Raw genomic sequence first — 24,957 nt, 5'->3', positions numbered from 1 at the left:
GGTGGGCGTAATCATTTTTGGAGTGGGAAGTTAAAAGTGATAAGTGCATTTATTGGGATACAAAAAAGCCCCGCTTTTTGAAGCGGGGCTTGGTGATTATTTGAGGGTTTACCAGTTGTAGTTTGCGGTCACCCCGAATACGCGCGGATTGGCGGGCGACTCGTAGCGTTCATCGTTGTCATCGTATGTATTATCAAAGAAGAATACTCGCTCTTCATATTCTTCATCCAGTAAGTTTTTGGCCCAGACTGTGAAGGTCCAGTTCTTATAGCGGTAGCCAATTGTAGCATTAACGACTGCAAACGCATTACGCTTTTCTGTATGGCTGTTCGATTCATAATATTCGTCGCTGCCTACTAGTTCAATACTTCCGAATAAGGCTTCAGCTGAATTGTAATCTAAGCGAGCGCTATATGTGAAGTGAGGAGCATTTGCCACATCGCGCGAACTGACACTAACTCCTCCAGCGTTATATGTACTGCGCTCTGCCTCAAGTAGACCTAAAGTAGTACTCAAACTCCAATTCTCAGCGAAATACCAAGTTGCGTCACCTTCGAGTCCCCAATGCTTGGCAGTGTCTCCATTCGTTGTTACGTAATCAAAGAAGCTACCGGCTCCCTCCGAATCTCGGAACTGAGGGTCTTCGCGATATATATAGAAGAGAGTTACACTGGTGTCGACGGCGTTGTCGAAGAGACGAGCACGTAGTCCCGTTTCAACTGTCCAGAGTGTTTCGTTTTCGTATGTAATATTTGTTAAGCCCGTGAAGTTTGGTGTGCTGGCTCCACCTGCCTTGTATCCACGGCCTAGAGCAATATGAGCTTGCATGGCTTGCGATAAATCGTGCTCAAGTGTGATGTTTCCACCCCAAAGTGTTTCAGAGCTATCAAGCTCGTAATCAAAGGGGACTACGGGGGCCCACATGGCGTCAGGACCTATGCCATCTGCTGCAACTTCAACTGAGTAATGCTCGACGCGTAATTGAAGCGTGAGACGTGTAGTATTATTAAACTCATGAGTAGCTTGTCCGAAGAGTGCGAGTGTTTCAGAATTAAAGTCAGTGTTCCAAAGATACCCACTAGTTGTCCATGCGGCATTAGAGTCTTCGTTCAGGGATTGTCCGTAAACGCCAATTGTCCAGCGGTCGATCATGCCTAGGGCATTTGTCTGTGCCTTGGAATTTAGGCTGATTTCTTGGCTAAATACATTTCGAGAGCGGTCTAAGCTTAAAAAATCAGTGTATACGTAGAGTGGGTCCGTTGGGTTTGACCAGTCGCCGTCGTAGCTATAGGTGGAATTTGTTTTGGTGAAACTAGTGACGCCAATAATGTCAATTTCATCAAGGCCACTCCATCTCGTACGAAGGCTGGTGCCCATGCTCTCCTGTTCGTCGCGGCCTGGCTCGTCAGAGTATACTTGAGTGCGGTCGTTCGTAAGCGAGAATTCATCGAAGCCGTTGTCAGCATTTGCATAGAAGAAATTTGTGTCGAATTGCCAATCTTGATTGGCGAGCCAGCGGACTTTTAGACGTGTTGTCAGTTCGTCACGTCCGTTGCTGTCGTCTTTGTTTAGAAATTTATTCTCGCGAAAGCCATCTTGTTCCAATTGATGCACGGAAAGACGGAAAGTCAGTTGTTCGGGATTTGATTCGATGATTGGACCGCCCACAGCGATGCCGCCTGAACGAAGATTGTCATTCCCGACAGTGGCTTCGACTTGGCCTGTCCAATAGGAAGTGGGCTCGTTGCTGACTATACGAACGACGCCCCCCGCTGCATTGGCACCGAAAGCACCAGCTTGTGGGCCGCGTAGCACCTCAACTTGTTGCACGTCGAAAAGATTACCAACCGTGCCGACGCCTGTTAAGTCTAGGTCGTCAATTAAGAAACGCACTGAAGAATCAGGGGTCTCGCCTTCATACTGTGAGTTTTCGCCGATACCACGGATCTGAATATAACGAGGGCGGGAACTGCCGCCGGTCCAAGTTAGATTGGGGATGGCATTGATCACATCCTCGAAGTGCTGAACGCCATTATTTTCGAGAGCGGCTTGGTCGAGGACGGTGACGCTGGCAGTGGTGTTCTGGATGTCAGACTCCCAGAGTTCGCCAGTCACGACGGTGGTGGGCAGCATTTGGATGTCGTTTTCTTGTGCGAAAGCGACGCTGCTGATACTTATTAGCGCGATGGCGCTGATGTGTTGTTTCATGTTGGATCTCAATGTTAGTGTTGTTGAGATCCGGCCTTGGGCGATTGAAGGTGAACCGCCGAAAGGAGGGCGATCCATTCCTTTTCCTACGCCGGTGTCAACCGGATCAGGTTCAAAGGGATCGCTTACGCCATATTCGAAAGCATCTCAGACCATGTCAGGTCACCCCTAAGGAAGGTCGCTAGACAAACGGGCCTCGCGCATCCTTGTCAAGAGCTACCTTTTTCACCTACTGGGCTGCAACAGGAGACAACGGCTCTCGCCGTCGTTCTACATCGGAGGGATGCGTTTTTGAGCGGAATTATTAAATGCAGGCCCGAGGGGTTTACTTTGCAGGGGCATCTTTTGTTAGGAGTTCCGAGCGCATTAGAAAGCGTACGCCGAGTGGGATCTCTAAAGAGAAACTGGCGCCTCGGCCTGCTGTGACATCGATGGTAATTGCGGAGTTTTTATAATATTTATATGTGTCGGCGGCGATGTAAAAGGGACATGCTTCGATGTTGCCTATTTGTAGATCGCGTGAACCTAGTATGAAATCGCCTTCGGCGAAGCACATGGGCGCGGAGCCGTCGCAGCAGCCACCGCTTAGATGGAACATCAGTGGTCCGTGCGTTACTTTGAGCTGACGCACGATCTCTGCAGCGGCTTTTGTAATCTGAACTTGTTCAGGCATTCTTAGAAAAAACCGAGGGCGTCTTTGCTGTAGGAAGTCAGTACGTTCTTCGTGTGACGGTAGTGGTTGAGCATCATTTTATGATTTTCGCGTCCAATTCCAGATTTTTTATAACCACCAAAGGAGGCATGGGCGGGGTAATCGTGGTAGCAGTTACACCAGACTCGGCCTGCTTGGATGCCCCGTGAGAATTTTTGCATTTGGTGCACATCGCGCGTCCATACTCCAGCACCCAGGCCGTAAAGGGTGTCGTTGGCAATTTGCAGTGCTTCGTCTTCATCTTTAAAGGTCGTGACGCTGACCACAGGACCGAAGATCTCTTCTTGGAAGATACGCATATTGTTCGTTCCTTTAAAGACCGTAGGTTGTATGTAGTGGCCGGATGCATACGAAGGATTCTCAAAAGCCGCTCCACCTAGCAGCACTTCAGCACCTTCTTTTTTACCAATATCGATGTAGCTGAGGATTTTTTCGTATTGGTCGTGAGATGCCTGTGCGCCCATCATTGTGGAGTCGTCTAGCGGGTCGCCCATTTTGATGGCTTTAACGCGCTCGATACATTTGCTCATGAATTCTTCATAGATGTCTTCGTGTATGAGTGCGCGTGAAGGGCAAGTGCATACCTCTCCTTGGTTTAGGGCAAATAGAACAAAGCCTTCGATCGCTTTATTTAGGAAAGCATCATCTTCGGCTAGCACGCTTTTGTGAAATACATTAGGTGATTTGCCGCCTAGTTCGAGGGTGACAGGAATGATATTCTCTGAAGCATACTGCATTATGAGGCGTCCTGTGGTGGTTTCGCCAGTAAATGCGACTTTCTTGATGTCTGGGTGGGTGGCTAGCGGTTTGCCGGCTTCGGGGCCGAAGCCATTGATGATATTGAGTACGCCAGCGGGAAGTAAATCTTCAATCAGTTCCATCAGCACGAGTATGCTGACTGGTGTCTGTTCCGCAGGTTTAAGCACGATACAATTACCCGCAGCGAGGGCCGGGGCCACTTTCCAGGTCGCCATGAGCAGAGGGAAGTTCCAAGGGATGATTTGACCCACTACACCGAGTGGTTCGTGCACTTCCATTGAAACCGTGTTGGCGTTGATATCTGCGATGTCTCCTGACTCTGCTCGAATGACGCTTGCAAAATAGCGAAAGTGGTCGACTGCCAACGGAAGGTCCGCATTGAGCGTTTCTCGGATGGCCTTACCATTATCCCAAGTTTCAACAGCGGCGAGCATCGGTAGGTTTTCTTCGATTCGATCGGCTATTTTGTTTAATACTCGACTACGCTCCGCGGCTGAGGTTTGGGTCCATGTTTTAGCTGCCGACCAAGCTGCCTGCACGGCGAGATCGATGTCTTTCTCCCCACTGCGCGGGATTTTGCAAAAATTGGCTCCATCGACTGGAGATGGATTGTCAAAATACTGGCCGTCGACCGGGGGAGTCCATTGGCCTCCGATGAAGTTTTCGTAGCGCGTTTTAAAACTAGGTTTGGGGTATTTCATAATTGAGGTATTAGTGTTCTTATTGGGGTCTATATGTTTGGCTTATATGTCGTCGGATTGCAATGCTTATTCAGTGGGGCTCTGCGCTGCTGAGCGTGGTTCGAGGGGAAGGCTTTAGACTTTCAAAGCTTGCCTAGGCTTTGGGATTGGCTCAGCTAGATAGATGGCAGAATTACCAAATTGTCCTCAGTGCGACTCTGAATATACCTACGAAGATGGTAGCTTGATCGTGTGTCCCGATTGTGGGCATGAGTTTACGCTCGAATCTTTGGAGGAATCTAAGCAGGAAGTAGTTGAATTTCGCGATGCTTTTGGTACACCGCTGGAAGATGGCGACACTGTGACCGTGATTAAAGATCTTAAGGTTGGTGGGACTTCCTCGACACTAAAGATCGGAACTAAGGTGAAAAACATCCGACTCGTCGGTGGAGATCACGATATTGATTGCAAGATTAAGGGCTTTGGCGGCATGAAACTGAAGTCTGAATTTGTAAAGAAGGCTTAATGCGCTAAGTTCGGAGGGTTTCCATTCGAACTGTTTATGATGCAATTATCTCTCGCACAATTTGAAGTCGCTCGCGCGGATGCTGCTGCCAATTTGGCGCGGATCGCTGAACTGGCTGCCGAGGCGAGCGCCGCAGGTTCTGACCTGCTGTGCTTGCCCGAAATGTGCACCACCGGTTTTGACTGGGCCTATAATCGCGCTCACTTAGACGCCGCGGCCGATGATGCGGCAGCGGTTTCGGCTCTCGCGAAGGCGCATGGGATCGCGATTTGTGGCTCCATGCTCGAGCGGACCGACTCGGGCAATGCGGCGAATTGCTTCCATTACTTTGATGCTCGTGGGGAGCTGTGCGCACGTTACCGTAAGCTGCATCTGTTTACGCTGTTTCATGAGGAGCGGCATGTTGAAGCGGGGGAGCAGTGCGTGAGTTTTGAGACCGAGTTTGGTCGGATCGGAGCGGCGATCTGTTACGACCTGCGCTTTCCGGAGCTTTTCCGACGCAATACTGAAGCCGGTGCAATCTTGCAGGTCCTACCGGCTGCATTTCCGCATCCACGCTTAGACCACTGGCGCAGCTTGGTGCGTGCGCGTGCGATTGAGAATCAAAACTATTTCATCGCGATCAATCAATGCGGTGTCGAGGGGCACGGCAGCAGTGTGGGGGAAACTCAGTATTTTGGACACTCCATGGTCGTGGATCCATGGGGGGAAATTGTGGTCGAGGCCTCGGAGGAGGCATGTCTGTTGCAGGTGGAGATCGATCCTTCGCTGGTGAGCAAAGTTCGCTCTAAATTAAGTGCCTGGGAAGACCGCAGAGGCGATTTGTTTCATCTATAGTCGCTAGGACGGCAATCTGCTTTAATTAGCAAAAAGTCTGCAAGTTGTGCTGGGTTTGTGCGCCTATTGCCATTCGTTCAAACTCGGAAGATGAATTTTTTTGCTTATCATTCCTTTGAAATTTAGTTCGACTTTTGATTTGTTGAGGTTAAGTAATTTATTGTTATGAAAAGTCAGATGATTGTGGTGATGCTGCTCGCAGGCTTGGCGAGCTCTTTATGGGCACAGCTAGAGATACGAGATGCTTCGCGTGAGCCGCTTGAGAATTATACAGAATCCAGTTATTGGATAGGGGACGAGGAGAGGCCGATTTACTTGAGCCCTGAGATTTTGATGTCATCTGCAGATGTTGAAGATGCCTATGTTTCGAAGCAAGGGGATCACTATGCGGTCAATCTTGAGTTCTTTGATCCTGCGGCGCAGAGATTTAGGCAAATTACAGCAGCGAGGATTCGGCAAGAGCTAGTTTTCCTTGTGGATGGCAAGGTCTTTACTGTGGCGACCGTCATGAATCCTCTTTCTAAGCGGGCAATGATTGTGGGGACCTTGACTCGGTCCGAGGCGGAGCAACTGGCGCGGACGATCTTGAATCGGCCGGCAGCTTCTGAACTGTCTCAGTAGCTAGAAAAAATGAAAAAAGGTAAAATATTTGCATTGGTCGGGGCCTGCTTACAATTAGGCCCCTTATTCGGTATTTTGGTGTCGATTCTCGCGATGATTGGTGGGGTGATTCACATGAGTGACTTTGATAACTTGGGAGGAGTTTCTGAAAGCTCGCTTGAATTCAGTATGGTGGTGGCTTTGTATGCGCCTCTGCTTGGTCTTCTTGGGAATATGATTGGCTATATTTGTTTGCTCTTCGCGCTCTTTGTCAGCCGCTATCGGGCGCCTTGGTTCTTTTGGTTCATGACCATCTACTCGGCGTTGATTTTGTTGCTAGCTCCAGTCGGGACGGTATTAGGTATCGTAGTCTTAGTTTATATCATACCACGTAAGGAGGAGTTTTACGGCAGGCGCTCTCACTTATCTGCTGCTTAGTTGCTGAAGAATGAGAAAGTCGACCTCTGCATACTTGCTCAGTTGCCGGATTGACGTGGCATGATTCATTCTTTGGCAATCCGTATTGCCATCATGATTTTTTCAAGCGAAGCTGCTTTTCGAATAAGATACACATGCTTAAATACGGAAAGATGGCACAAAATGCGATTTCGGCCATGAGTTATTTGGCCGAAGTTTACGATGGCGGCACGACTAAACTCAGTTCGGGCGATATCGCTAAACGGCGTAATTTGCCGCAAACCTTAGTGGCTAAGATTCTAGTTGTGCTCTCGCAGGCACAATTGGTTGATGGTTCTCGAGGCCCTGGTGGAGGCTATTGGTTGGCTCAACCGCCCGCAGAAATCACATTGCACGCGATCGTTGTGCAGTTCGAGAAATCGGATGATCGTTTGCAATGCCCCTTTGGCCCCGGATGGTGCGGTCATGGAGCCCCGTGCCCCTTGCATGACAAATTGTTCGAGCTGGATGCTCAAATGTGTGATTTCTTGGAGAGCACCACTTTGGATGTTTTTAGCGAGCAAGCGTCCTGAGGCAGAACTTTACACTTAGAAAGTTTTTTCACTGAATGCATGAATTTTGATCATGTTCAATTCGGTTTTTTATGAAAATATGGCATGGTTACTGGTGCTGTAGATTCTGTGTTTAAACACAAAATCTAACAACAAAACTGACCATGAAATCCGTATACCAAGTCTCTTCGCTCGCCGTTTTACTTACTGTGAGTGCTACTAGCGCCAACTCAGTTGAATCTTATTTAGATACGACTTTTAAAGAACTTGAAGCCAGTATGCCTGGGAAATTTAATCTCGATGTGCGTTGGCGCTACGAAGCTTTCGACTTGCAAAATGGAGTCGCTGCAAACGATCGTGAGGGGAACTCGCTGCGCGTTCGCTATGGCTATACCACACCCAATTTTAGTGGTTTTACTGCGATGGTAGAGGGCGAAACCCTGACTCGAGTCGGGGGCGAGGTGAACGACATTCATCCGCTCGACGAAGCTGGTGATGGCACGGACCTGAATCAACTGTGGCTGCAGTACCAAGATGTCGACTACGGACGTATCAAGCTAGGGCGGCAGATTTATGCTTTGGATGATCATCGTTTCATCGGTCACGTAGGTTGGCGTCAGAATATTCAAACGTTTGATGCCATTACTGCTGAATACACGGGCATCGAACAGCTGAAGGTCAAACCTTTCTATCTGGCAGAGCAGCACAGTGTAAACGGCCTTCATAACGAGCTGAATGCATACGGTGTCAATATCGCCTATACCTTCTCCAAAGAGTTTACACTGACTGCCTTTTATTATGATATCGAGGGGGATGACAGCATGAATGCCGATGCTAGCAATACCAGCCTTGGCCTACGCGCGACAGGTACTCTGATGTTTGATGAGTTGCCAGTTCACTACGCAGCCAGCCTTGCGGATCAAAGTGATAGCGGGCCTTCTAGCATAGATTACGATGCGTCTTATTTTGCAGCAGATGTTTCGACTACGATTGAAGCCATCACCCTCGGTGCCGGCTTTGAGATATTGGAACCAGGCTTTCGCACGCCCTTAGCCACTGTGCACAAGTTCAACGGCTTTGCGGACGCGCTCTTACCGACTGCTGGTTTCACGAATGGATTAGAAGACTATTATGTGTATGCTGGCTACACACTGCCGATCGCAAATGGTATTAAAGTTAAAGCGATCTATCATTGGTTCGATTCCGAGTCGGCCGGTGCATCAGGACAAAATGGCGGAGAGGAAATCGACCTCGTCGCAGCCTATAAGATTAATAAGTATGCTTCCTTGCTCGCCAAGTATGGTGATTATTCGAGCGACGGTGGAGTCGGGAATGCCGGAGCGGTCGATAAGAAAATGTTTAGCTGCGAATTGAATTTGAAGTACTAGCGAAGGGCAGTGTAAGCGTTTGCGATGAGGCCTGCCTTTATTTGACCTTTTGGGGAAACTAGTAAAGCTTTGCTGGATGTCTACTCGGTTAAAAACTAGTGCGATTGTCTTCGGCGTATTACTGCTGCTGTGCGGCTACTTCTATTTTCAGGTGGATTGGGAGGTGCGAGCGATTCGTAAGCAGTTAAAGCAGGTGGCGGAATTGGTCGAAAAGGAGGGCTCTGTCTCGACCTTTGAGTCGCTTGCGCGGAGTCGTCAGCTCTCGAACTGCTTTACTGAGCATGCCAAAGTGGAATATTTGGCGGGCCGCGCCTTCGCCGGAGGACCAGACGAGTTGGGACGTGCCTTTTTGGCGGTCTGGAATCAGGTAGACTCGGCTTCAGTTGCTATTTTACGACACGATGTCGAGCTGAGTGAGCAGCATCCAGAAGCGAAGTCGCGTGTGACTGTGAATGCTCGTGTAATTCTAGCAGGTAACGATGCCATGCGTGACTCCGTTCAATATCAAATCTATTGGCGTAAGTTGGATGGGGATTGGTTGATCCACGAAGTCGTCACAGTAGGGGCGCCTTAGAATTCTTCGGTGTTTAGACCCATCGACTTGGCGCGATTTTGCCATCGCTTGCGAGCGAGGGCTCGCATGTCGACGACGTCGTCGGTTTCATCGATGATTTCGATACCGATCAAGGTTTCGACCAGGTCTTCTAAGGTGACGAGACCTTTACTGCCGCCGTATTCGTCGAGTACGATGGCAATGTGGGCACGCTCCTTTAAAAAAACATCGAAGAGCTCTGTCAGTAATACGGAGTCTTGCACTTTTAAGATATCGCGCCTGATTTGTGCGAGTGTGGTCTCTCCTTGACCGCGAGCATTGGCCATTAATACATCATCTCGAAGTACGAAGCCACTAATATGATCTTTATCTTCTTGGTAGGTGGGGATGCGTGAGAAAGGGCGCTCCGTGACAGTGCTGAGCGCCTGCGCGAGTGTTTCAGTTTCCGGCATCGCTGCAATCACGGTGCGTGGAGTCATGATATCCTGCGCACAGAGCGTCTCTAGGCGAAATAAATTCTTTAGGATGCGTGATTCGCTCTTGGGCATGTGTCCAGAGGCTTCTCCGATACGGGTCATGGAGATCAGCTCGTCGCGACTGAAGGCATGCGCTTTTTTGTCACCTGATAAAAATTTGGTTAGATGCTCGGAGAGCCACACGATGGGGTAGAGTAGCCAGATCAGGCTTTGGACAAAGAATGCCGTTGGCTTAACCAGCTGTTTCCAATACAGCGCGCCTAGGGTTTTGGGCACGATTTCGGATAGAAAGAGGATCATTAAAGTCATGATCGCTGAAAATACGCCGAACCATGCGCTGCCAAAGACAACGGTGGCTTTGGCGCCTGATAGAATTGCCCCGACTGTGTGGGCAATGGTGTTGAGTGTCAGGATGGCGGCTAGCGAGCGATCTACGTTCTCGAGTTTGAGCTTCCGTAGGCGTTGTGCTCGCTTGGGTTGTTTTGTGCGCAGGCTCTCGATATAGGAGGGCGTGACGCTGAGTAATACCGCCTCGGCGATCGAGCATAGGAAGGAAAAGCCTAGCGCTAAGAATATGGATCCGACCAATATGATGACGTCCCATTGAGTTGCCTCACCGACAGCTGCGGGGGAGGCAGTTGCGATGCCTAAGTCAATAAATGTAGTGTAGGGCATAGATGAATACAGGGAGTTAGCTCGGCTCGACCCATTTGTCGTGTTCTTTGATCAGGTCGATGAGGCGGTCGAGTGCTTCTTCGGCAGGCACATTATATTTTACACATTCCTTGCCCACGTAGAGATTGATCTTTGCGGGGGCGCCACCCACATAGCCAAAGTCAGCGTCGGCCATTTCGCCTGGGCCGTTAACGATGCAGCCCATGATCGCGATGGTGACTCCTTTTAAGTGGTCTGTGCGCGCCCGAATTTTTTGTGTGACGCTTTGTAGGTCGAATAGTGTGCGGCCACAACTGGGGCATGCAACAAACTCGGTCTTACTGATGCGGGCGCGGGCGCCTTGTAAAATATTATAGGCAAGCGTGGTGCCTTTCTCCAAGAGTGGCTCGGTTTCGATACTGATCAGGTCGCCGATGCCATCGCAGAGCAGCGCGCCAGTGAAAATACTGTTTTCCAGTAAGCGGTCCGTAAAGTAATCTTGCGCGGCCAGTGTATTGAAAAGAGAATTACGCAGCCAGATCGGTGCATCGGGCACGCAGCCCTCGGCAGCTTCGGCGAGCGCGCGGTAGTTGCCGACCGGATGCAGGCCCTCGGTGGGTGCGCTACTTGTGAGGATCAGTGCTTCGCTGCCCATGGGCTTGAGCTGTGGTGCGATTTCTTCGCGCAAGGCTTCGGCACTGGTGTCGAGTGCGAATACGAAGCCTTGGTCGCGGCAAAATTGTAATAGGTTGGCTGCGTAGTAGGCATCCTCACGGCTGATCTGTTGCACTAAAATGGTGCCTGAAAGGCCCTCGGGCCAATCGACCGCTTGCAGGTGCTCGATGTCGATGGCGTCGGAGAGTTCCAGCACGAAGGCTTGCACCACACTGTGCAGTGCTTCGTGCAGAGCGGTAAAGTGTTGAAAATCCTCTGGCGTTTCAATGCTGAGCTGCAGGCCTTCGAGTTTGCTGTCTTTGAGTGTGGTTTGCGTGCGACAGACATCTTGCACGATCGCCGCCACTTCGCTGATTGCGTGCTGCGTCTTCACGACGACTGCGGGCACACACTCGCCACCCAGTGTGCACTGTTCACTCAAAGTGATGGGGCGGGTGGCACGTTTGCGGAAATCGAAAGGATCGACGCGGTCCTTAGTCAGCTCTGGCAGGGGGCTGTCTGCCTGCTGTTGCCAGAGTGCCATCGCCTTGGCGGCAAGATCGCGAGCGACGGGCACTTCGTAGATCGGGTCTTCTGTGAGTGAGACGCGGATCGTGTCGCCGAGGCCGTCGTTGAGCAGGGCGCCGATACCGATGGAGCTTTTTACCCGGGCGTCTTCGCCATCGCCAGCTTCAGTGACTCCGAGGTGGAGTGGGTAGTTCATGCCTTCTTGTTTCATACGAGCAACCGCGAGGCGGTAGGCCTCGATCATAACTTTCGGGTTGCTGGACTTCATCGAAAGACAGATGTCGTAGTAATTATGGCTTTCCGCGATGCGGATAAATTCCAGAGCACTCTCCACCATGCCGAGCGGGGAGTCCCCATAGCGGTTCATCAGGCGATCCGAGAGCGAACCATGGTTAGTGCCGATGCGCATGGCGCGACCGAGTTCCTTGCAACGCAATACGATCGGACTAAAAGATTCATGTAGACGCTCGAGCTCTTCCTGGTAGTCCGCATCACTGTATTCGAGCACCGCAAACTTCTTTTTGTCGGCATAGTTGCCTGGGTTGATGCGCACTTTTTCGACATGCTTGGCGGCCTCCATGGCGGCTGCTGGGAGAAAGTGAATGTCGGCGACGAGCGGGACATCGCATTTAGCGGCACGTAATTTCTTAGAAATTTCGCCCAATGCGGCTGCGGCTTGCTTATTGGGAGCGGTGATGCGGACGATCTCGCAGCCTGCCTCAGCCAGTGCCAGGGTCTGGGCCACGGTCGCGTCGACATCTTGCGTGTTGGTGGTCGTCATTGATTGGACGCGGATCGGTTGATCGCCACCAATTTTGACGCCGCCGACGTCGATGACGCGAGAAACGCGGCGTTTGGCCTGATAGCGTGAGTCGCAGTAAAGAAGCTTAGAACTGTCTAGCATGGTCGAGAGAAAATCTGTGAGGAAATTGAGTTTTTATAGTGTAACTGTGCCAGTCGCCCAGAAGAGCGCGACTTGTATGCAACCAATTATAAAACCGAGCACTGCGCCCAGGCGTTCAATGGTTTTAAACTCTCGTTGGGCGACCTGGTTGACGATGCCCTCCAGGCGGTCGAGATCGAAGGCTGCAATGTTGTCTTCGATCATTTGACGTAAATTGACTGAGGCTTCAAATTGGGTGGCGACTTTTTCCATCAGTGGCCCCGCTTCCTCTTTCATGGAGGCCGCCGCAATCACTTCAAACTTTGCCAGCGTGCCGTCGTTAATAAAGCTGCCGAGCAGTGGAATCGCTTTGAGTTGTGGGCCAATGCGCTCCCAGACGACCTTATGGGCCGCTTCTTCTAAGTAAGGACCCAGCTCAATTTTGCGAATTTCGTGCAAAATCATGTGTTGTTGTAGAATTTCGCGCTCAATAATTTCAGCCGATTCCGCGGCTAATTGCTGTTGACGGCGTGGGATGAGTCCCTGCCATTTCCAAAAAAACACCCGCATCGGTACGCGCGGATGGAAGAGCATTTGGATCGCGACCCAGTTCGTGAGCCAGCCGATACCAGCTGTAATGAATGGAGTGAGAATGAGTAAAATCGTTGTATTCATGATTAATTAGGCGCTGGCGCCTAGTGCTATGCAATGGGCTAGACTCTGGCGATGTCATAAATAGGTCAACATCAAGTCCATTTTCGAGGCTTAGAAACTGTCTTAAAAAAAATGAATAGAGGGCTTGACGAGTGCAATTTGATTTCTACTCTCCCGGTCTTCATTAGGCTCATGGTGTAATGGTAGCACAACGGTTTTTGGTACCGTTTGTCGGGGTTCAAATCCCTGTGAGCCTGCCACTTTTATTTAACTCTGTATTCGCGGAGTGCTGTTTATTGATTTGCGTTGCAAGTCTCGCAGCGTAGTTCATCGTTCACAGTATATTTTCATTAGGCTCATGGTGTAATGGTAGCACAACGGTTTTTGGTACCGTTTGTCGGGGTTCAAATCCCTGTGAGCCTGCCACTTTAAAAGCGCTTCGTTCATTCGAAGCGCTTTTTTTGCATCTACATAGCTAGCCGCGCTTGGTTCATCTGTAATTGCTTGCTTGCAGGCAGTTCGAGAGGGCTCCCTTCGGGGGCAGATTGCGTATTTCACTGCTTGCTGCGTGAGGCTTGGAGTGCTTTGTCGACGGAGATGTCATTTTTTGGTTTGCGCCGCATGGCCAGAAGCATTGTTTTTCTCCGCTTTCCAATTCTGCTAGCATTATGACACAAGCGATTAAAATTTACGATACCACACTCCGCGACGGCACACAGGGCGAGGGTGTTTCTTTTACTGTGGCCGGGAAGATCCGTGTTGCGGAGAAACTGGATCAGTTTGGTATCGATTATATCGAAGGTGGCTGGCCAGGCTCGAACCCGCGCGATATGGCATTCTTTGAAGAAGCGCAGAAGCTGACGCTGAAGCATGCTAAAATCTCGGCCTTCGGCTCGACACGCCGTGCGAGCTTGAGTGCAGAGGAGGACCCGCAACTGAAGCTGCTGTTGGATGCGAAGACGCCAGTAGTGACTATTTTTGGTAAGACTTGGTTACTGCATGTGGAAGAAATTCTGCGGACCACTGCAGAGGAGAATCTTAAAATGATCGAAGATTCGGTCCGCTTCCTGACAGAAAATGGGCGCGAGGTGATTTACGATGCGGAGCACTTCTTCGACGGTTTCTGCGATAATCCCGAATATGCTCTCAAAACTTTGGAAGCTGCCAAGCGCGGCGGGGCGGTCAATTTGACGCTCTGTGATACGAATGGCGGCAAACTCGTCTCTGAGGTGAACGACATCGTGAGCCGGGTCGTGGCGCACTTCCCAGAAACTCCGATTGGCGTGCATTGTCACAATGATTCGGGGCTAGGCGTCGCAGTATCACTCGCGGGTGTCGAGTCAGGCGCCGCCTTAGTGCAAGGAACGATCAATGGGGTCGGTGAACGCAATGGGAATGGCAATCTGACAACCATCATGCCGAATCTGATTTTAAAGATGGGCAAGGAACTGAATTGTGCGGCCAACCTGCATCAGTTGAGAGATCTTTCGCTTTTTGTGGATGAGATGGCGAATCGTGCATCGGATAACTCTGCACCTTTTGTGGGGCCTGCTGCTTTTGCACATAAGGGGGGCGTGCACGCCGATGCGGCTGCTAAGGTGAAGCACAGCTACGAGCACATCGAACCTGAATTGGTGGGTAATCGCACTCGTGTATTAGTATCGGACATGTCCGGCCGTAGTAGTGTGATGATGAAGGCGAAAGAAATCGGCGTAGACTTGGATGCCCGCTCGCCGGAGTTGAAGGACTTTCTGGCCGAGCTTAAAGAGCTCGAGTTCCGGGGATACGGCTATGAGGCTGCCGATGCATCATTTAAGCTCTTACTGAAGCGCTTCCTTAAGGGAAAGAAGGACGAATTAGAGTTGATCGGTTACCGTGTCATGGTGGGGCATCAATCCGCTTTGAACCGCACGGTCTCGGAAGCCACTGTGCAGGTGAAAATCGGCGAGGAGATACATCACACTGTGGCGGAGGCCAGTGGGCCGGTGGGCGCACTGGACGATGCTTTACGTAAGGCGATTGCACCTGTCTTTCCAGAGATCATGGAAGTTGAGCTGATCGACTTTAAGGTGCGCATTCTCGATAGCCAGCATGGCGCGGATGCGATTACTCGTGTGCAGATTGAGTCTACAGATGGTAAAGAAATCTGGGGTACTGTGGGCGCCAGCGATAACATCATCGAAGCAACTTGGGAAGCGTTGGTCGACTCGATGGAATACAAAATCCTACTTGAGTCTGGGGAGTAATTGATTGCTTGTTGGCAATCGACTATTGCGAACTATTAGTTGGCAAGTGCCTCTTTTAGTGGCAGCAATTTTTGCTGCTCAACATCCCAAACTTTCAAGCTCAAGCAGCGTAGGACTTCCTGCGGGCTTAGGCTGGTGGTGCGATGGGTCTGTAGCTCGGGCATCTTTGCATACGCTTCAGGTAGGCGGTAGAAGGGAATCTTCGCATTCAAATGGTGAATGTGATGGTAGCCGATATTGCCTGTCATGTAATTCATGAAAGGGCCCATCTTGCAGTAGCTCGAAGAATCCAGAGCTGCACCTTCATAAGACCAGCCTTCTTTTTCGCGAAAGATGACTTGGGGAAAGTTGTGCTGCGCGTAAAAGAGGTAGGAGCCCAGAGCACTTGCGATGAAGAAGGGCAAAAATAGCGCAAAAAATGCCATCTGCCAGCCAAGTGTGACAGTCACGATGGCATAGAGTAGGGCATGGAATATGAGGGCCAGTAGAGAGTCTTTGTTGGCTTTGATGTTTTCTAGCATCGGCACAATGCACATGCCGAGGATGAAGACAGTGAAGTAACCCAGTAGAATCGTGACCGGGTGGCGCATCATTAAGTACTTTTTGCGCTCCTGTTGAGACGAGTTTTTGTAACGCTCTGTCGTCATCACAGGATAAGAGCCGATGTGGGTGCTGCGCAGCTTGGAGTTGTGATTGTGGTGATGGTTGTGTGAGTGTTGCCAGATGCAGCTCGGCGTCATTGCAAAGATGCCCCAAGCGCGCATGATCACTTTTGCCAGTTTGGAACGTGGTAAAATCGCGTGGTGCTGGTGGTCGTGATAGATCACAAACATACGCACCATCAGTAGCCCGAGTAGCAATGAGATGGGCAGCTGTAAAAACCACCAGTTCGCAAACAAGAGGATCGCGCAGGTCGCTGCCAGCATGAGCAGGGCGGTCGATACAATCGCCGTCCAACTCTTGGCTGTGTTATCCTGGGCAAACTCGCGCGTCGCCAATATTAAATCTTTTCCTGTTCGCATGATATCCTAAGTATCGGATCCATCATCAAACTAGGTATGATTATCTGCGGCGCAGAGCGGTGATTCGTTGAATCTGGAAACCTTTGCCTGCTTTTGGGCGGTTTCGCTACGGCTGGCGAGAATTAATGTTCCAAAATCTCGACCTCGTAACCGTCGGGGTCGGTGATAAAGGCCATCTTTTTGCCATCTTTAAATTTTTCGCGCCAGTTTTCGGGCCAGAGATCGAGTGTGAGGTCCAAGCCTTCCAGCATGCTGCAGTATTCGACAATGTCATCTACGCGGATGCAGGTGTGGACTAAGTCTTCGGGCACCTTGACTTCGTAGTCGGGCGAGTGAGTGAGCTCTAAATTATGTGCACTACCTGGGATCTGTAGGTGTGCCAGCTGATTGCCACTGGGGGATTTATCGGTGCGCTTGAGCACTTCGAAGCCGCAGGTCTGGCAGTACCAGTCGATCGACTTTTCAAGGTTGGAAACGCGAATGCGGGTGTGGTCAAATGTAACGGGCATGCTATGTCTAGGTAGAGTTCTATGAGTTTTAGAAATGAAGGTGGTAGTATACAACGATACGACTGATAAGTCCAGAGCGGCAACTATAGATTTCGCACCACCGCCTTAGCCACGCCCTGCACGGTCAATTCATTGACGGGGTAGAGCTCTGGGTAGAATTTGTTTTCAGCTTTGAGGTAGGGGTGCTCATTGCCTTTCTGCATATAGCGCTTGAGGGTGGTTTCGCCGTCGATCAGGGCGGCGACGATGTCGCCATCGCGCGGGTCGCGAGGCTCAATGACCACCATGTCACCCTCGTAGATCTCGGCGTCGACCATGCTGTCGCCACGCACTTGAAGTGCAAAGCTGCGGCGGCGACTGGAAAAGCCCGCACTGGCGATGTCCACTTGCAGTCGGCCGATCTCACCCGCGGGTTCGACACGATCGGGGTACCCTGCTGCGATGTCGCCCATCACAGGGATGTCGACGACCTCGGTTGCATCTTCTGGGATTTCGTTCAAGTCCGGCGCATCGGGGCGGTTGATGCGGAAGGTGCGCGCTTGGCCTGGTATGCGCTCGATGCAGTCTTTTCGCTCCAATGCGCGCAGATGGCCCATGACTGCGTTGGTGCTCTTGAAGTTGAACTTTTCTTGGATTTCCCGAATGCTTGGCCAGTAGCCATTTCTCCATTCGTAGTGCTCAATAAAAGTTAGGATTTCTTGTTGGCGCGTAGTTAGGTCTTTCATGGTGAGCACTTGTTTAGGTGAACAAGTGTCCATTGTCAAGTTTTGCAATGAAGCAGATTATTTAGCGACTGGAATCTCATCGTTCTGGGAGTGCAGGATTAGGTTATTCAATACGCGGTGCGACCAGATCATCCCCACGACTCCAGAAATGAGATCGCATGCAATGCGGCCCCAAAAGAGACCGCTTAGACCATAATAGTGACTGCCCGCGACTGTGAGTGGTATCAGTAAAACCAGGATGCGGGTTACATTGACTCCCGTGGAATGGAGTGGCTTCTTGATGGCATTCAGAAAGAAGCCGCTGTAGCGGTGCAGTTCCATCAGGCCGTAACCGATCGGGACGATTGTCAGATACTGCGTTAAGATTGAGAGCACTTCTTGATCGTCGCTAAACAATTGAGCTAAGTTGCGAGCGAATAGGCCGAAACATATTGCCACCAGGATGCCGAAACAGACGGCAAAGGCATAGCTGATCCGTTGCGCTTCTTTGACTCGATCCAGGCGTTTGGCGCCGAAATTTTGCCCGACGAAGGGCACTAGCGTGACGCCGAGCGCCATCGGAATCATAAAGGCAAACATTTCGATCCGACTGGCGGCGCCGCAAGCGGCCACTGCTTCTTCGCCGTATTGAGCAACCATGTAGGTAATGACAGCGCCTGAAATGGGAATCAATACACTACTCAGGCTACTGGGCAGCCCGATTTTAAGCACTTCTTTCCAAGACTGCCACATTGAATGCCACTTAGGAATTTGGAGCGCTAACAGTTGGTATCGATGGTGCAAGCACCAGAGTACTACGACGCCTGCGACTGCGCGTGCGATCAAGGTGGCCAGCGCGGCTCCGCGAATACCCATGCTGGGAAAGCCCATCCAACCAAAAATCATGATTGGGTCCAGGATCATATTGAGCACCGAGCTGAGTATCATGATCATGCTGGGCAGCACTGTATCGCCCGTAGCGCGTATGATGTTGTTGGCGATCATCGGCACCACCATAAACACTACGCCCAAATACCAGATCGTCATATACTCATGGATCATTGGTAAGACACTGTCGTTGGCTCCAATCAATCGGAACAGCGGGTCAATCGTTAGCAGGCCGACGGTGGATACACATGCGACAATGCAGACGCTCAGTATCAGGGCATGAGTGGTGATGCGTTTGGCCAGTGCATGGTCGCTACTGCCAAGTGCATGCGAGACCACGGCGGTGGCTCCCGTGCCTAGGCCAAAAGTGATGCTGACCAGGAACATGACTACCGGAAAGCTAAAGCCCATTGCAGCCAGCGGTAGGGTGCCTAGTTGCGCAACAAACCAAGTGTCTGTTAGATTAAACGCATTGAGTGCAAAAGTGCCGCCCAGCATGGGCAGAGCCATGCGCAACAGGGTGGTGGCGACTGGCTTACGAGTTAGTTTCGGACCGCTGGGCGTGTCGGTGGACATTCTGGTCCTAAAAATTCGACTTTAAGCCGCCGCCGAGTGCGGCAAAGAGTGCGGACTGATTATTGAGTTTAGTCAACTTTGCTTGCACGAGGTCTCGCTGTGCGCTGAAGAGTTCCTGCTGTGCCAGTAGTACCGGCAGGTAGCTGTCGACGCCGGCATCAAATCGTTGATTGGAAAGGGTACTGCGGCGCTGCGCGGCGGCGACTCGAGCACTTTGCGCATCGATACGTTGATCGATCGTGCGACTGACCGCGAGGGCATCCGCGACTTCGCGAAAGGCGGTTTGAATGGCTCTCTCGTATTGCGCCAGTTCGATGCGCTGCTCCACGTTCGCGACTTCTAAGTTTGCTTTGTTACGCCCCCCGGTGAAGATCGGCAAAGTGATCTGCGGGGTGAAACTCCATTGGGCTGAGCCGGATTTAAATAGATCAGAGAGTTCCGCACTGGCAGTGCCGCCGAAGGCTGTGAGTCGAACTGAGGGAAAGAAGGCCGCGCGTGCGGCACCGATATTTGCATTCGCAGCCTTGAGTGTGTGTTCCGCTGCGCGGATATCAGGACGCCGGGTCAGCAATTCCGAGGGCAGCCCGACGGGTAAATCCACCGGCGCGTGCTCGCGCTGGAGCAAAGAACTGTCTGCAGCCAGTGTCGGTAATTCGCTTCCGACCAGCCAAACCAGGGCGTTCTGAGCTTGGTTCACTTGGTCGAGGTAAGCTAGTTGGCTGGCGCGATAGGCTTGATATTGTGCTTCGGCGGTTTTTAAGTCGAGTTCAGTGCCGACGCCTGCGTCGAAGCTATCTTGATTAATGTCGTAGGCGCGCTTGGCGCTGGTCATCGCCTCCCCCGCGAGCTTGGCTTGTTCTTTGAGTGCGACGAGTTGATGGTATTGATTGGCAACCGCAGCAACGAGGCTGATTTCCGCGCTGCGTTCTGCCTCTTCGGTGGCGAGGTATTGCTGCAGTGCTTGATCCTTTAAGCTTAGGATGCGACCGAAGAAGTCGAGTTCGTAGGCGGGCATTTGTAGTCCGACGGCGTAGGTGTCGCTGATCCCCGATTCGCCGGTATAACTTAAGTCGGCAGGCGTGCGTGCGCGTGTGTCGGATGCGGTAGCATTGAGCGTGGGCAGGCGTGCTGCATTTTGTATCCGATAGTAGGCGCGAACACGTTCGGTATTGAGTTCGGACACGCGCAGGTCGCGGTTATGTTGCAAGGCCAGTTGGATCAAGTGCTGTAGCTCTTGATGGGGGTAAAAGCTACGCCACTGGGGGAGAGCTTCGCTGCCTGTCTCCGCTTGCGGTGATGCGTCCGGATAGCTGCTGGCAACCGGAGATGCGGGACGTTGATACTCAGGTGCCATGGAGCAGCCGGCCAGTAAGCTGAGTCCGAGGACTGCTGGATAAATCGCTTTGAACATAGATTTTAGATCTTTGAATGATGTTGTGTGTCCGCACTAAGCGTTCGTGTTTTCAGCCATTTGCTTGGGTTTGACGCGGAACCAAGTTAAGATGATGACAAAGAAGATGGGAACAAAAATGACGCCCAACAGGGTCGCGCTGATGGTGCCGCCGATAACGCCGGTTCCAATTGCATTCTGACTCCCCGAGCCGGCGCCGTTGCTGATCGCGAGCGGTAGCACGCCGCAGCCAAAGGCCAGCGAAGTCATCAAAATGGGTCTCAAGCGCAGGCGGGCCGCGGTGGCGGCCGCTTTAAACATATCGCTGCCATTATCGTAGGCCTCTTTGGCAAACTCAATGATCAGGATGGCATTTTTACAGGATAATCCGACGATGGTTAGCAATCCAACCTGGAAGTAGACATCGTTTGACATGTCGCGCAACATGGCGGCGGCGAGAGTGCCGAGCACACCCAGAGGCACGATTAAAATGACAGCCGCAGGCACGGCCCAACTTTCATACAGCGCAGCCAAGCAAAGGAAGACGACTAAGAGTGATATGCCATAGAGTAAGGCGCCCTGCGAGCCTGCCAGTCGCTCTTCATAGGAAAGTCCGGCCCATTCCAATCCAATGCCTGTTGGTAACTGCTCCATCATTTGGGTCAGAGTGTTCATCGCTTCGCCGGAGCTCACGCCGGCCGCAGGCTCCCCTGCAATCGATACCGAAGAGTCGCCGTTGAAGCGCTCGAGTTTAGGCGAACCCATCGTCCAGTGAGCGCTAGAGAAACTGGTGAAGGGCACCATCTCGCCCACATTGTTGCGAACATACCAATTATTGAGATCTTCGGGCACCATGCGGTATTGTGCGTCCGCTTGTAGGTAGACGCGTTTGACGCGTCCGCGGTCGATGAAGTCGTTCACGTAGGAGGAGCCCCATGCGGTGGATAGGGTGGCGTTGATATCGGCAATCGAAAGCCCGAGGGCAGAGGCCTTTTCCTGGTCGATATCGATATTGAATTGAGGCGTATCATCGAGCCCGTCGGGGCGCACATTTTTGAGTTTGGGATCCGCTGCGGCAAGTCCGAGTAATTGGTTGCGCGCCTGCATGAGTGCCTCGTGCCCGAGGGCTGCTTTGTCGGTCAAGCGCAAGTCGAAGCCTGTCGCCGTGCCGAGTTCCAGCACCGCGGGGGGCGCGAAGGCATACGCGAAGGAGTCATCAAAGCTCATAAATTTGGCCATCGCACGCCCTTGAATGGCTTTAATCGATTGGTCGGGGCGGCTGCGCTCCTCCCAATCTTTCAAGCGTATGAAGGCGAAGGCTTGGTTCTGTCCGCTTCCGGAAAAGCTAAAGCCGGTAACGCCAAACATGCCTTCGACGTTTTCTTCTTCGTCCACTAAAAAGTGCTCCTCCATGCGTTTAAGCACTTCCAGAGTTTGTTCTTTAGTGGAGCCCGGGGGCAATTGCACCTGTCCGAAAAGAATGCCTTGGTCCTCGTCGGGCAGGAAGCCCGTGGGCACTTCTTTATACATCCAGACCAGTCCGCAGAGGATGAGCGCATAAATGAAGAAAGCTTTCACTTTATGGTGTAATAGATAATGCAAGGTGCTTTCGTAGCGATCTGCATTGGACTCGAAAGTTCGATTGAACCAGCCAAAGAAGCCACGCTTGCCATGTTTGTGGCCCGCTTCGACTGGTTTCAGCATAGTGGCACAGAGGGCCGGTGTGAGCACGATGGCGACCAGCACCGAGAGGGCCATGGCCGATACGATGGTAATTGAGAACTGGCGATAAATGACACCTGTGGAGCCACTGAAAAAGGCCATCGGGATGAACACTGCCGAGAGCACCATGCCGATGCCCACCAAGGCGCTGGTGATTTGGCGCATCGATTTCTTGGTGGCTTCCTTGGGAGGCAAGCCTTCTTCGCTCATGACGCGTTCCACATTCTCGACCACAACGATCGCGTCGTCGACCAGTAGGCCGATCGCCAATACCACCCCAAACATCGTGAGCGTATTAATACTGAAGCCGGCTGCGGCCATCACGCCGAAGGTGCCCAGTAGCACGACGGGCACTGCAATTGTAGGGATGAGCGTGGCACGAAAGTTCTGCAAAAATAGATACATCACGAGGAAAACTAAGATCACAGCTTCGACCAATGTCTTAACGACTTCATGAATCGAGAGACGCACGAAAGGTGTCGTATCGAGTGGATACACCACTTCCAAGCTGGCTGGGAAGAAGGGTTGCAACTCGGCTATTTTTGCGCGAATCAGTTCAACTGTTTCAAGTGCGTTCGCGCCCGTCGCTGGCCGGATCGCCATGCCCGATGCCGGGGCTTGGTTAAAGCGAGAGGCTGTTATATAGCTCTCACTAGCCAGCTCTACGCGGGCGACGTCTTTGATGCGAATTTGTGAGCCGTCCGGATTGACGCGCAGCAGTATATCTTCGAATTGTTCTGGAGTTTCTAAGCGAGTCTGTGAAGTGATGGTGGCATTGAGAAGTTGTCCTTCGACGGCAGGATTGCTGCCAAGTTCGCCCGCAGAGACTTGCGCGTTTTGGATGCTGACTGCTGCGGCTACGTCAGAAGGCATTAGGCGGTAGTTGTTGAGGGCATCTGGATTGAGCCAAATGCGCATGGCGTATTGTGTGCCAAAGGCCTGGACTTCGCCCACGCCCTGCACCCGACTGAGCGGCTCTTTAATATTGCTAATTACGTAGTCGCCGATGTCGGCTGCGCTCAGGCTGCCATCACTCGAGCGAAAGCCGATTACCATTAGGAAATTACGCACCGATTTAGTCACACTCATGCCAAGTTGTTGTACCTCCTGCGGCAGCAGCGGCGTGGCTAACGAGAGTTTGTTTTGCACCTGAACCTGGGCGATGTCGGGGTCGGCCTCGGAGTTGAAGGTCAATGTGATCTCAAAACTGCCGGTCGAACTACTGGAGGATTCGATATAGCGTAAGTGGTCTAGACCACTCATATTTTGCTCGATCACTTGAGTGACAGTATCTTCCAGAGTTTTAGCCGATGCGCCTGGATAGCTACCCTGAATACTGATTGCTGGGGGCGCTATGCTAGGGTATTGCGCAATTGGAAGAGAGGTGATGGATAGCACACCTGCGACCATAATAATGATCGCAATCACCCATGCAAACACGGGACGGTCGATGAAGAAACGGGCCATAATGATGTTCTGTTAAATATAAAAGTCGGCGTGTGAATTATGCCGTAGGTGCCTCATCGTTGGATGCGTCACTGCTCGTTGCCGCTTGGGGCTGCACCGCCATGCCAGGACGAATCTTTTGTAGATTGTTGCTGATAATACGTTCGCCCGCTTGCAGGCCGTCGGTGATTAGCCATGCATTGCCTATTGAACGATCTGTTTCCACGATGCGTACTTCGACAGTGTTCTGCTCGTTGACTAAGTATACAGTGGCTTGCCCCTTGCTGTTGCGGCCGACCAAGGAGTGGGGCACTAGTATGGCGTCGGGATCGATACCTTCGATCAAGCGAGCGCGTAGAAACATGCCAGGCAATAGCTTGGCATCCGGGTTTGGAAGGGTGGCGCGTAGTTTGACTGTACCAGTGGTGGTGTTCACGCTGACGTCGGAAAACTGCAGTGAGCCAAGTTCCGGGTAGAGGCTGCCATCGGCTAAAATGACTTCGATGGACGCATTTTCTTTATTTGAATTTTCGAGTTTTCCAGTGGCTAAGTCCTCTTGTAGTTGGAGTACTTCTTCAGCAGATTCATTGAGGTCCAAATATAAGGTGTCGAGTTGTTGAATCGTACTGAGCAGGGTGGCGCTGGCTTGCTGAACATAGGCACCTTCGGTCACTTCGGATTGACCGATGCGTCCTGTGATGGGAGCGGTCACACGTGTATAGCCTAGGTTGATTTCTGCGACTCTCAGGCTTGCTTTAGCCGCTGCGATTTCGGCTTTTAGAGCGAGTGCGGCCGCGTTGGCGTCGTCGTAGTTTTGGCGTGAAACGGCGTTGGTTTCGACCAAGGTTTTGTAGCGTTCCGCTTGTTGCTGCGCCGAGGCATAGCTCGCTTCAACGCGCTCAAGGTTCGCCTGCGCGGCATCCAGCTGGGCCTGATAGGGCGCTGGATCGATTTGGTAGAGTAGTTCGCCTGCCTGCACCATTGCACCTTCTACGAAATGGCGCTTTTCTATAATGCCATTCACCCGTGCCCGAACCTCTGCGATACGCAGGGGGGAGGTGCGGCCTGAGAGCTCGCGCTTGAGCGTGACGGGCTCGGTTTCTACCTGGTGCACACTGACGGGCAGCGCTGGGGCAGCTGATGCCTGGCTGCTGGTATTCGTATCCGCGTCTTGGTTACAGGCGCTCAGCACCAGCAACTGGCCGACTAGCGCGAGTGAGACCGCGATGCGCGTGAAGGGACGGAAGGAGGATGGCTGTGTTTTCATTTTCTATAAAATAAGAGCCCTCCGAGAGCCGAGGCTGTCGAAGGGAACTAGTGCAGCGCGATCAGGATCGCTGTGAATTGTGTGCAGCCGCATAACATACAGCTTAT

The 24,957-nt window shown here is 51.8% G+C and carries 21 protein-coding genes, 2 tRNA genes and 1 riboswitch; of the genes, 10 read left to right on the top strand and 13 right to left on the bottom strand.

Features of this window, described 5'->3' with window-relative positions; translation table 11 throughout:
• Window positions 1-108: 108 nt before the first annotated feature.
• The 3 genes from QEH52_RS10650 to QEH52_RS10640 all read right to left on the bottom strand — a co-directional run bounded on the left by QEH52_RS10650 (window position 109) and on the right by QEH52_RS10640 (window position 4,380).
• Window positions 109-2,208: a TonB-dependent receptor gene (locus tag QEH52_RS10650; protein WP_308950344.1), complete on the bottom strand. Its 2,100-nt coding sequence runs from the start codon at window positions 2,206-2,208 to the stop codon at window positions 109-111.
• 66 nt (window positions 2,209-2,274) lie between these two features.
• Window positions 2,275-2,388: riboswitch (TPP riboswitch) on the bottom strand.
• A 145-nt stretch (window positions 2,389-2,533) separates the two neighbouring features.
• Complete coding sequence (locus tag QEH52_RS10645) at window positions 2,534-2,881, bottom strand: DUF779 domain-containing protein (RefSeq protein WP_308950342.1); 348 nt, start codon at window positions 2,879-2,881, stop codon at window positions 2,534-2,536.
• Window positions 2,882-2,883: 2 nt separating this feature from the next.
• Complete coding sequence (locus QEH52_RS10640; protein ID WP_308950341.1) at window positions 2,884-4,380, bottom strand: aldehyde dehydrogenase family protein; 1,497 nt, start codon at window positions 4,378-4,380, stop codon at window positions 2,884-2,886.
• 163 nt (window positions 4,381-4,543) lie between these two features.
• Here QEH52_RS10640 and QEH52_RS10635 point away from each other — a divergent pair, with 163 nt between their 5' ends.
• From QEH52_RS10635 to QEH52_RS10605, 7 genes are all read left to right on the top strand, one after another.
• A complete protein-coding gene (locus QEH52_RS10635) occupies window positions 4,544-4,885 on the top strand; it encodes a zinc ribbon domain-containing protein YjdM (protein WP_308950340.1) in 342 nt (113 codons plus the stop codon).
• Between the two features lie 36 nt (window positions 4,886-4,921).
• Window positions 4,922-5,722, top strand: coding sequence for a nitrilase-related carbon-nitrogen hydrolase (locus QEH52_RS10630; RefSeq protein WP_308950339.1), 801 nt, complete (start codon window positions 4,922-4,924; stop codon window positions 5,720-5,722).
• Between the two features lie 165 nt (window positions 5,723-5,887).
• On the top strand, window positions 5,888-6,343 hold the full coding sequence (locus QEH52_RS10625) for a SecDF P1 head subdomain-containing protein (protein ID WP_308950338.1): 456 nt from the start codon (window positions 5,888-5,890) through the stop codon (window positions 6,341-6,343).
• A 9-nt stretch (window positions 6,344-6,352) separates the two neighbouring features.
• Window positions 6,353-6,760, top strand: coding sequence for a hypothetical protein (locus QEH52_RS10620; protein ID WP_308950337.1), 408 nt, complete (start codon window positions 6,353-6,355; stop codon window positions 6,758-6,760).
• 134 nt (window positions 6,761-6,894) lie between these two features.
• Entirely contained in the window at window positions 6,895-7,311 is a 417-nt protein-coding gene (locus tag QEH52_RS10615; protein ID WP_308950336.1) for an RrF2 family transcriptional regulator, read from the top strand.
• Between the two features lie 143 nt (window positions 7,312-7,454).
• Complete coding sequence (locus QEH52_RS10610; RefSeq protein ID WP_308950333.1) at window positions 7,455-8,678, top strand: alginate export family protein; 1,224 nt, start codon at window positions 7,455-7,457, stop codon at window positions 8,676-8,678.
• Between the two features lie 76 nt (window positions 8,679-8,754).
• Entirely contained in the window at window positions 8,755-9,252 is a 498-nt protein-coding gene (locus QEH52_RS10605; protein ID WP_308950332.1) for a hypothetical protein, read from the top strand.
• Here QEH52_RS10605 and QEH52_RS10600 read toward each other — a convergent pair.
• From QEH52_RS10600 to QEH52_RS10590, 3 genes are read right to left on the bottom strand one after another with little or no spacing between them, the layout of a single operon-like run.
• Window positions 9,249-10,382 (bottom strand): hemolysin family protein, encoded by a 1,134-nt coding sequence (locus QEH52_RS10600; RefSeq protein ID WP_308950331.1) that lies wholly within the window; start codon window positions 10,380-10,382, stop codon window positions 9,249-9,251. The genes QEH52_RS10605 and QEH52_RS10600 overlap by 4 nt on opposite strands.
• A gap of 16 nt (window positions 10,383-10,398) precedes the next feature.
• Entirely contained in the window at window positions 10,399-12,447 is a 2,049-nt protein-coding gene (gene ispG, locus QEH52_RS10595; protein WP_308950330.1) for a (E)-4-hydroxy-3-methylbut-2-enyl-diphosphate synthase, read from the bottom strand.
• Window positions 12,448-12,480: 33 nt separating this feature from the next.
• A complete protein-coding gene (locus tag QEH52_RS10590) occupies window positions 12,481-13,101 on the bottom strand; it encodes a DUF445 domain-containing protein (RefSeq protein ID WP_308950329.1) in 621 nt (206 codons plus the stop codon).
• A 165-nt stretch (window positions 13,102-13,266) separates the two neighbouring features.
• On the opposite strand from QEH52_RS10590, the gene QEH52_RS10585 reads away from it, so the two are divergent.
• The 3 genes from QEH52_RS10585 (at window position 13,267) to cimA (ending at window position 15,326) form a co-directional block, all read left to right on the top strand.
• Window positions 13,267-13,340: transfer RNA gene (locus QEH52_RS10585), tRNA-Gln, on the top strand.
• Window positions 13,341-13,432: 92 nt separating this feature from the next.
• A tRNA-Gln gene (locus QEH52_RS10580) sits at window positions 13,433-13,506 on the top strand.
• Window positions 13,507-13,748: 242 nt separating this feature from the next.
• Window positions 13,749-15,326, top strand: a complete 1,578-nt coding sequence (gene cimA / locus QEH52_RS10575; RefSeq protein ID WP_308950328.1) for a citramalate synthase — start codon at window positions 13,749-13,751, stop codon at window positions 15,324-15,326.
• Between the two features lie 35 nt (window positions 15,327-15,361).
• Here cimA and QEH52_RS10570 read toward each other — a convergent pair whose 3' ends face one another.
• From QEH52_RS10570 to QEH52_RS10540, 7 genes are all read right to left on the bottom strand, one after another.
• Window positions 15,362-16,348, bottom strand: a complete 987-nt coding sequence (locus QEH52_RS10570; protein WP_308950326.1) for a fatty acid desaturase family protein — start codon at window positions 16,346-16,348, stop codon at window positions 15,362-15,364.
• A 122-nt stretch (window positions 16,349-16,470) separates the two neighbouring features.
• Window positions 16,471-16,857, bottom strand: a complete 387-nt coding sequence (locus tag QEH52_RS10565) for a VOC family protein (RefSeq protein ID WP_308950324.1) — start codon at window positions 16,855-16,857, stop codon at window positions 16,471-16,473.
• Between the two features lie 83 nt (window positions 16,858-16,940).
• Entirely contained in the window at window positions 16,941-17,582 is a 642-nt protein-coding gene (gene lexA, locus QEH52_RS10560) for a transcriptional repressor LexA (protein ID WP_308950323.1), read from the bottom strand.
• Between the two features lie 57 nt (window positions 17,583-17,639).
• The gene (locus QEH52_RS10555) at window positions 17,640-19,025 is read right to left on the bottom strand and encodes an MATE family efflux transporter (RefSeq protein WP_308950322.1); all 1,386 of its coding nucleotides are present in this window, start codon (window positions 19,023-19,025) and stop codon (window positions 17,640-17,642) included.
• 7 nt (window positions 19,026-19,032) lie between these two features.
• Window positions 19,033-20,436 (bottom strand): efflux transporter outer membrane subunit, encoded by a 1,404-nt coding sequence (locus tag QEH52_RS10550; RefSeq protein WP_308950321.1) that lies wholly within the window; start codon window positions 20,434-20,436, stop codon window positions 19,033-19,035.
• A 36-nt stretch (window positions 20,437-20,472) separates the two neighbouring features.
• The gene (locus tag QEH52_RS10545; protein WP_308950320.1) at window positions 20,473-23,604 is read right to left on the bottom strand and encodes an efflux RND transporter permease subunit; all 3,132 of its coding nucleotides are present in this window, start codon (window positions 23,602-23,604) and stop codon (window positions 20,473-20,475) included.
• 37 nt (window positions 23,605-23,641) lie between these two features.
• Window positions 23,642-24,850 (bottom strand): efflux RND transporter periplasmic adaptor subunit, encoded by a 1,209-nt coding sequence (locus tag QEH52_RS10540; protein ID WP_308950319.1) that lies wholly within the window; start codon window positions 24,848-24,850, stop codon window positions 23,642-23,644.
• Window positions 24,851-24,957: the final 107 nt, after the last annotated feature.

This window comes from Thalassobacterium maritimum (genome assembly GCF_031127805.1).
In the GTDB taxonomy this organism is placed as follows: domain Bacteria; phylum Verrucomicrobiota; class Verrucomicrobiia; order Opitutales; family Coraliomargaritaceae; genus Thalassobacterium; species Thalassobacterium maritimum.
Note: the sequence above shows the minus strand (reverse complement) of the source record. Positions and strands in the feature narration are given on the sequence as shown.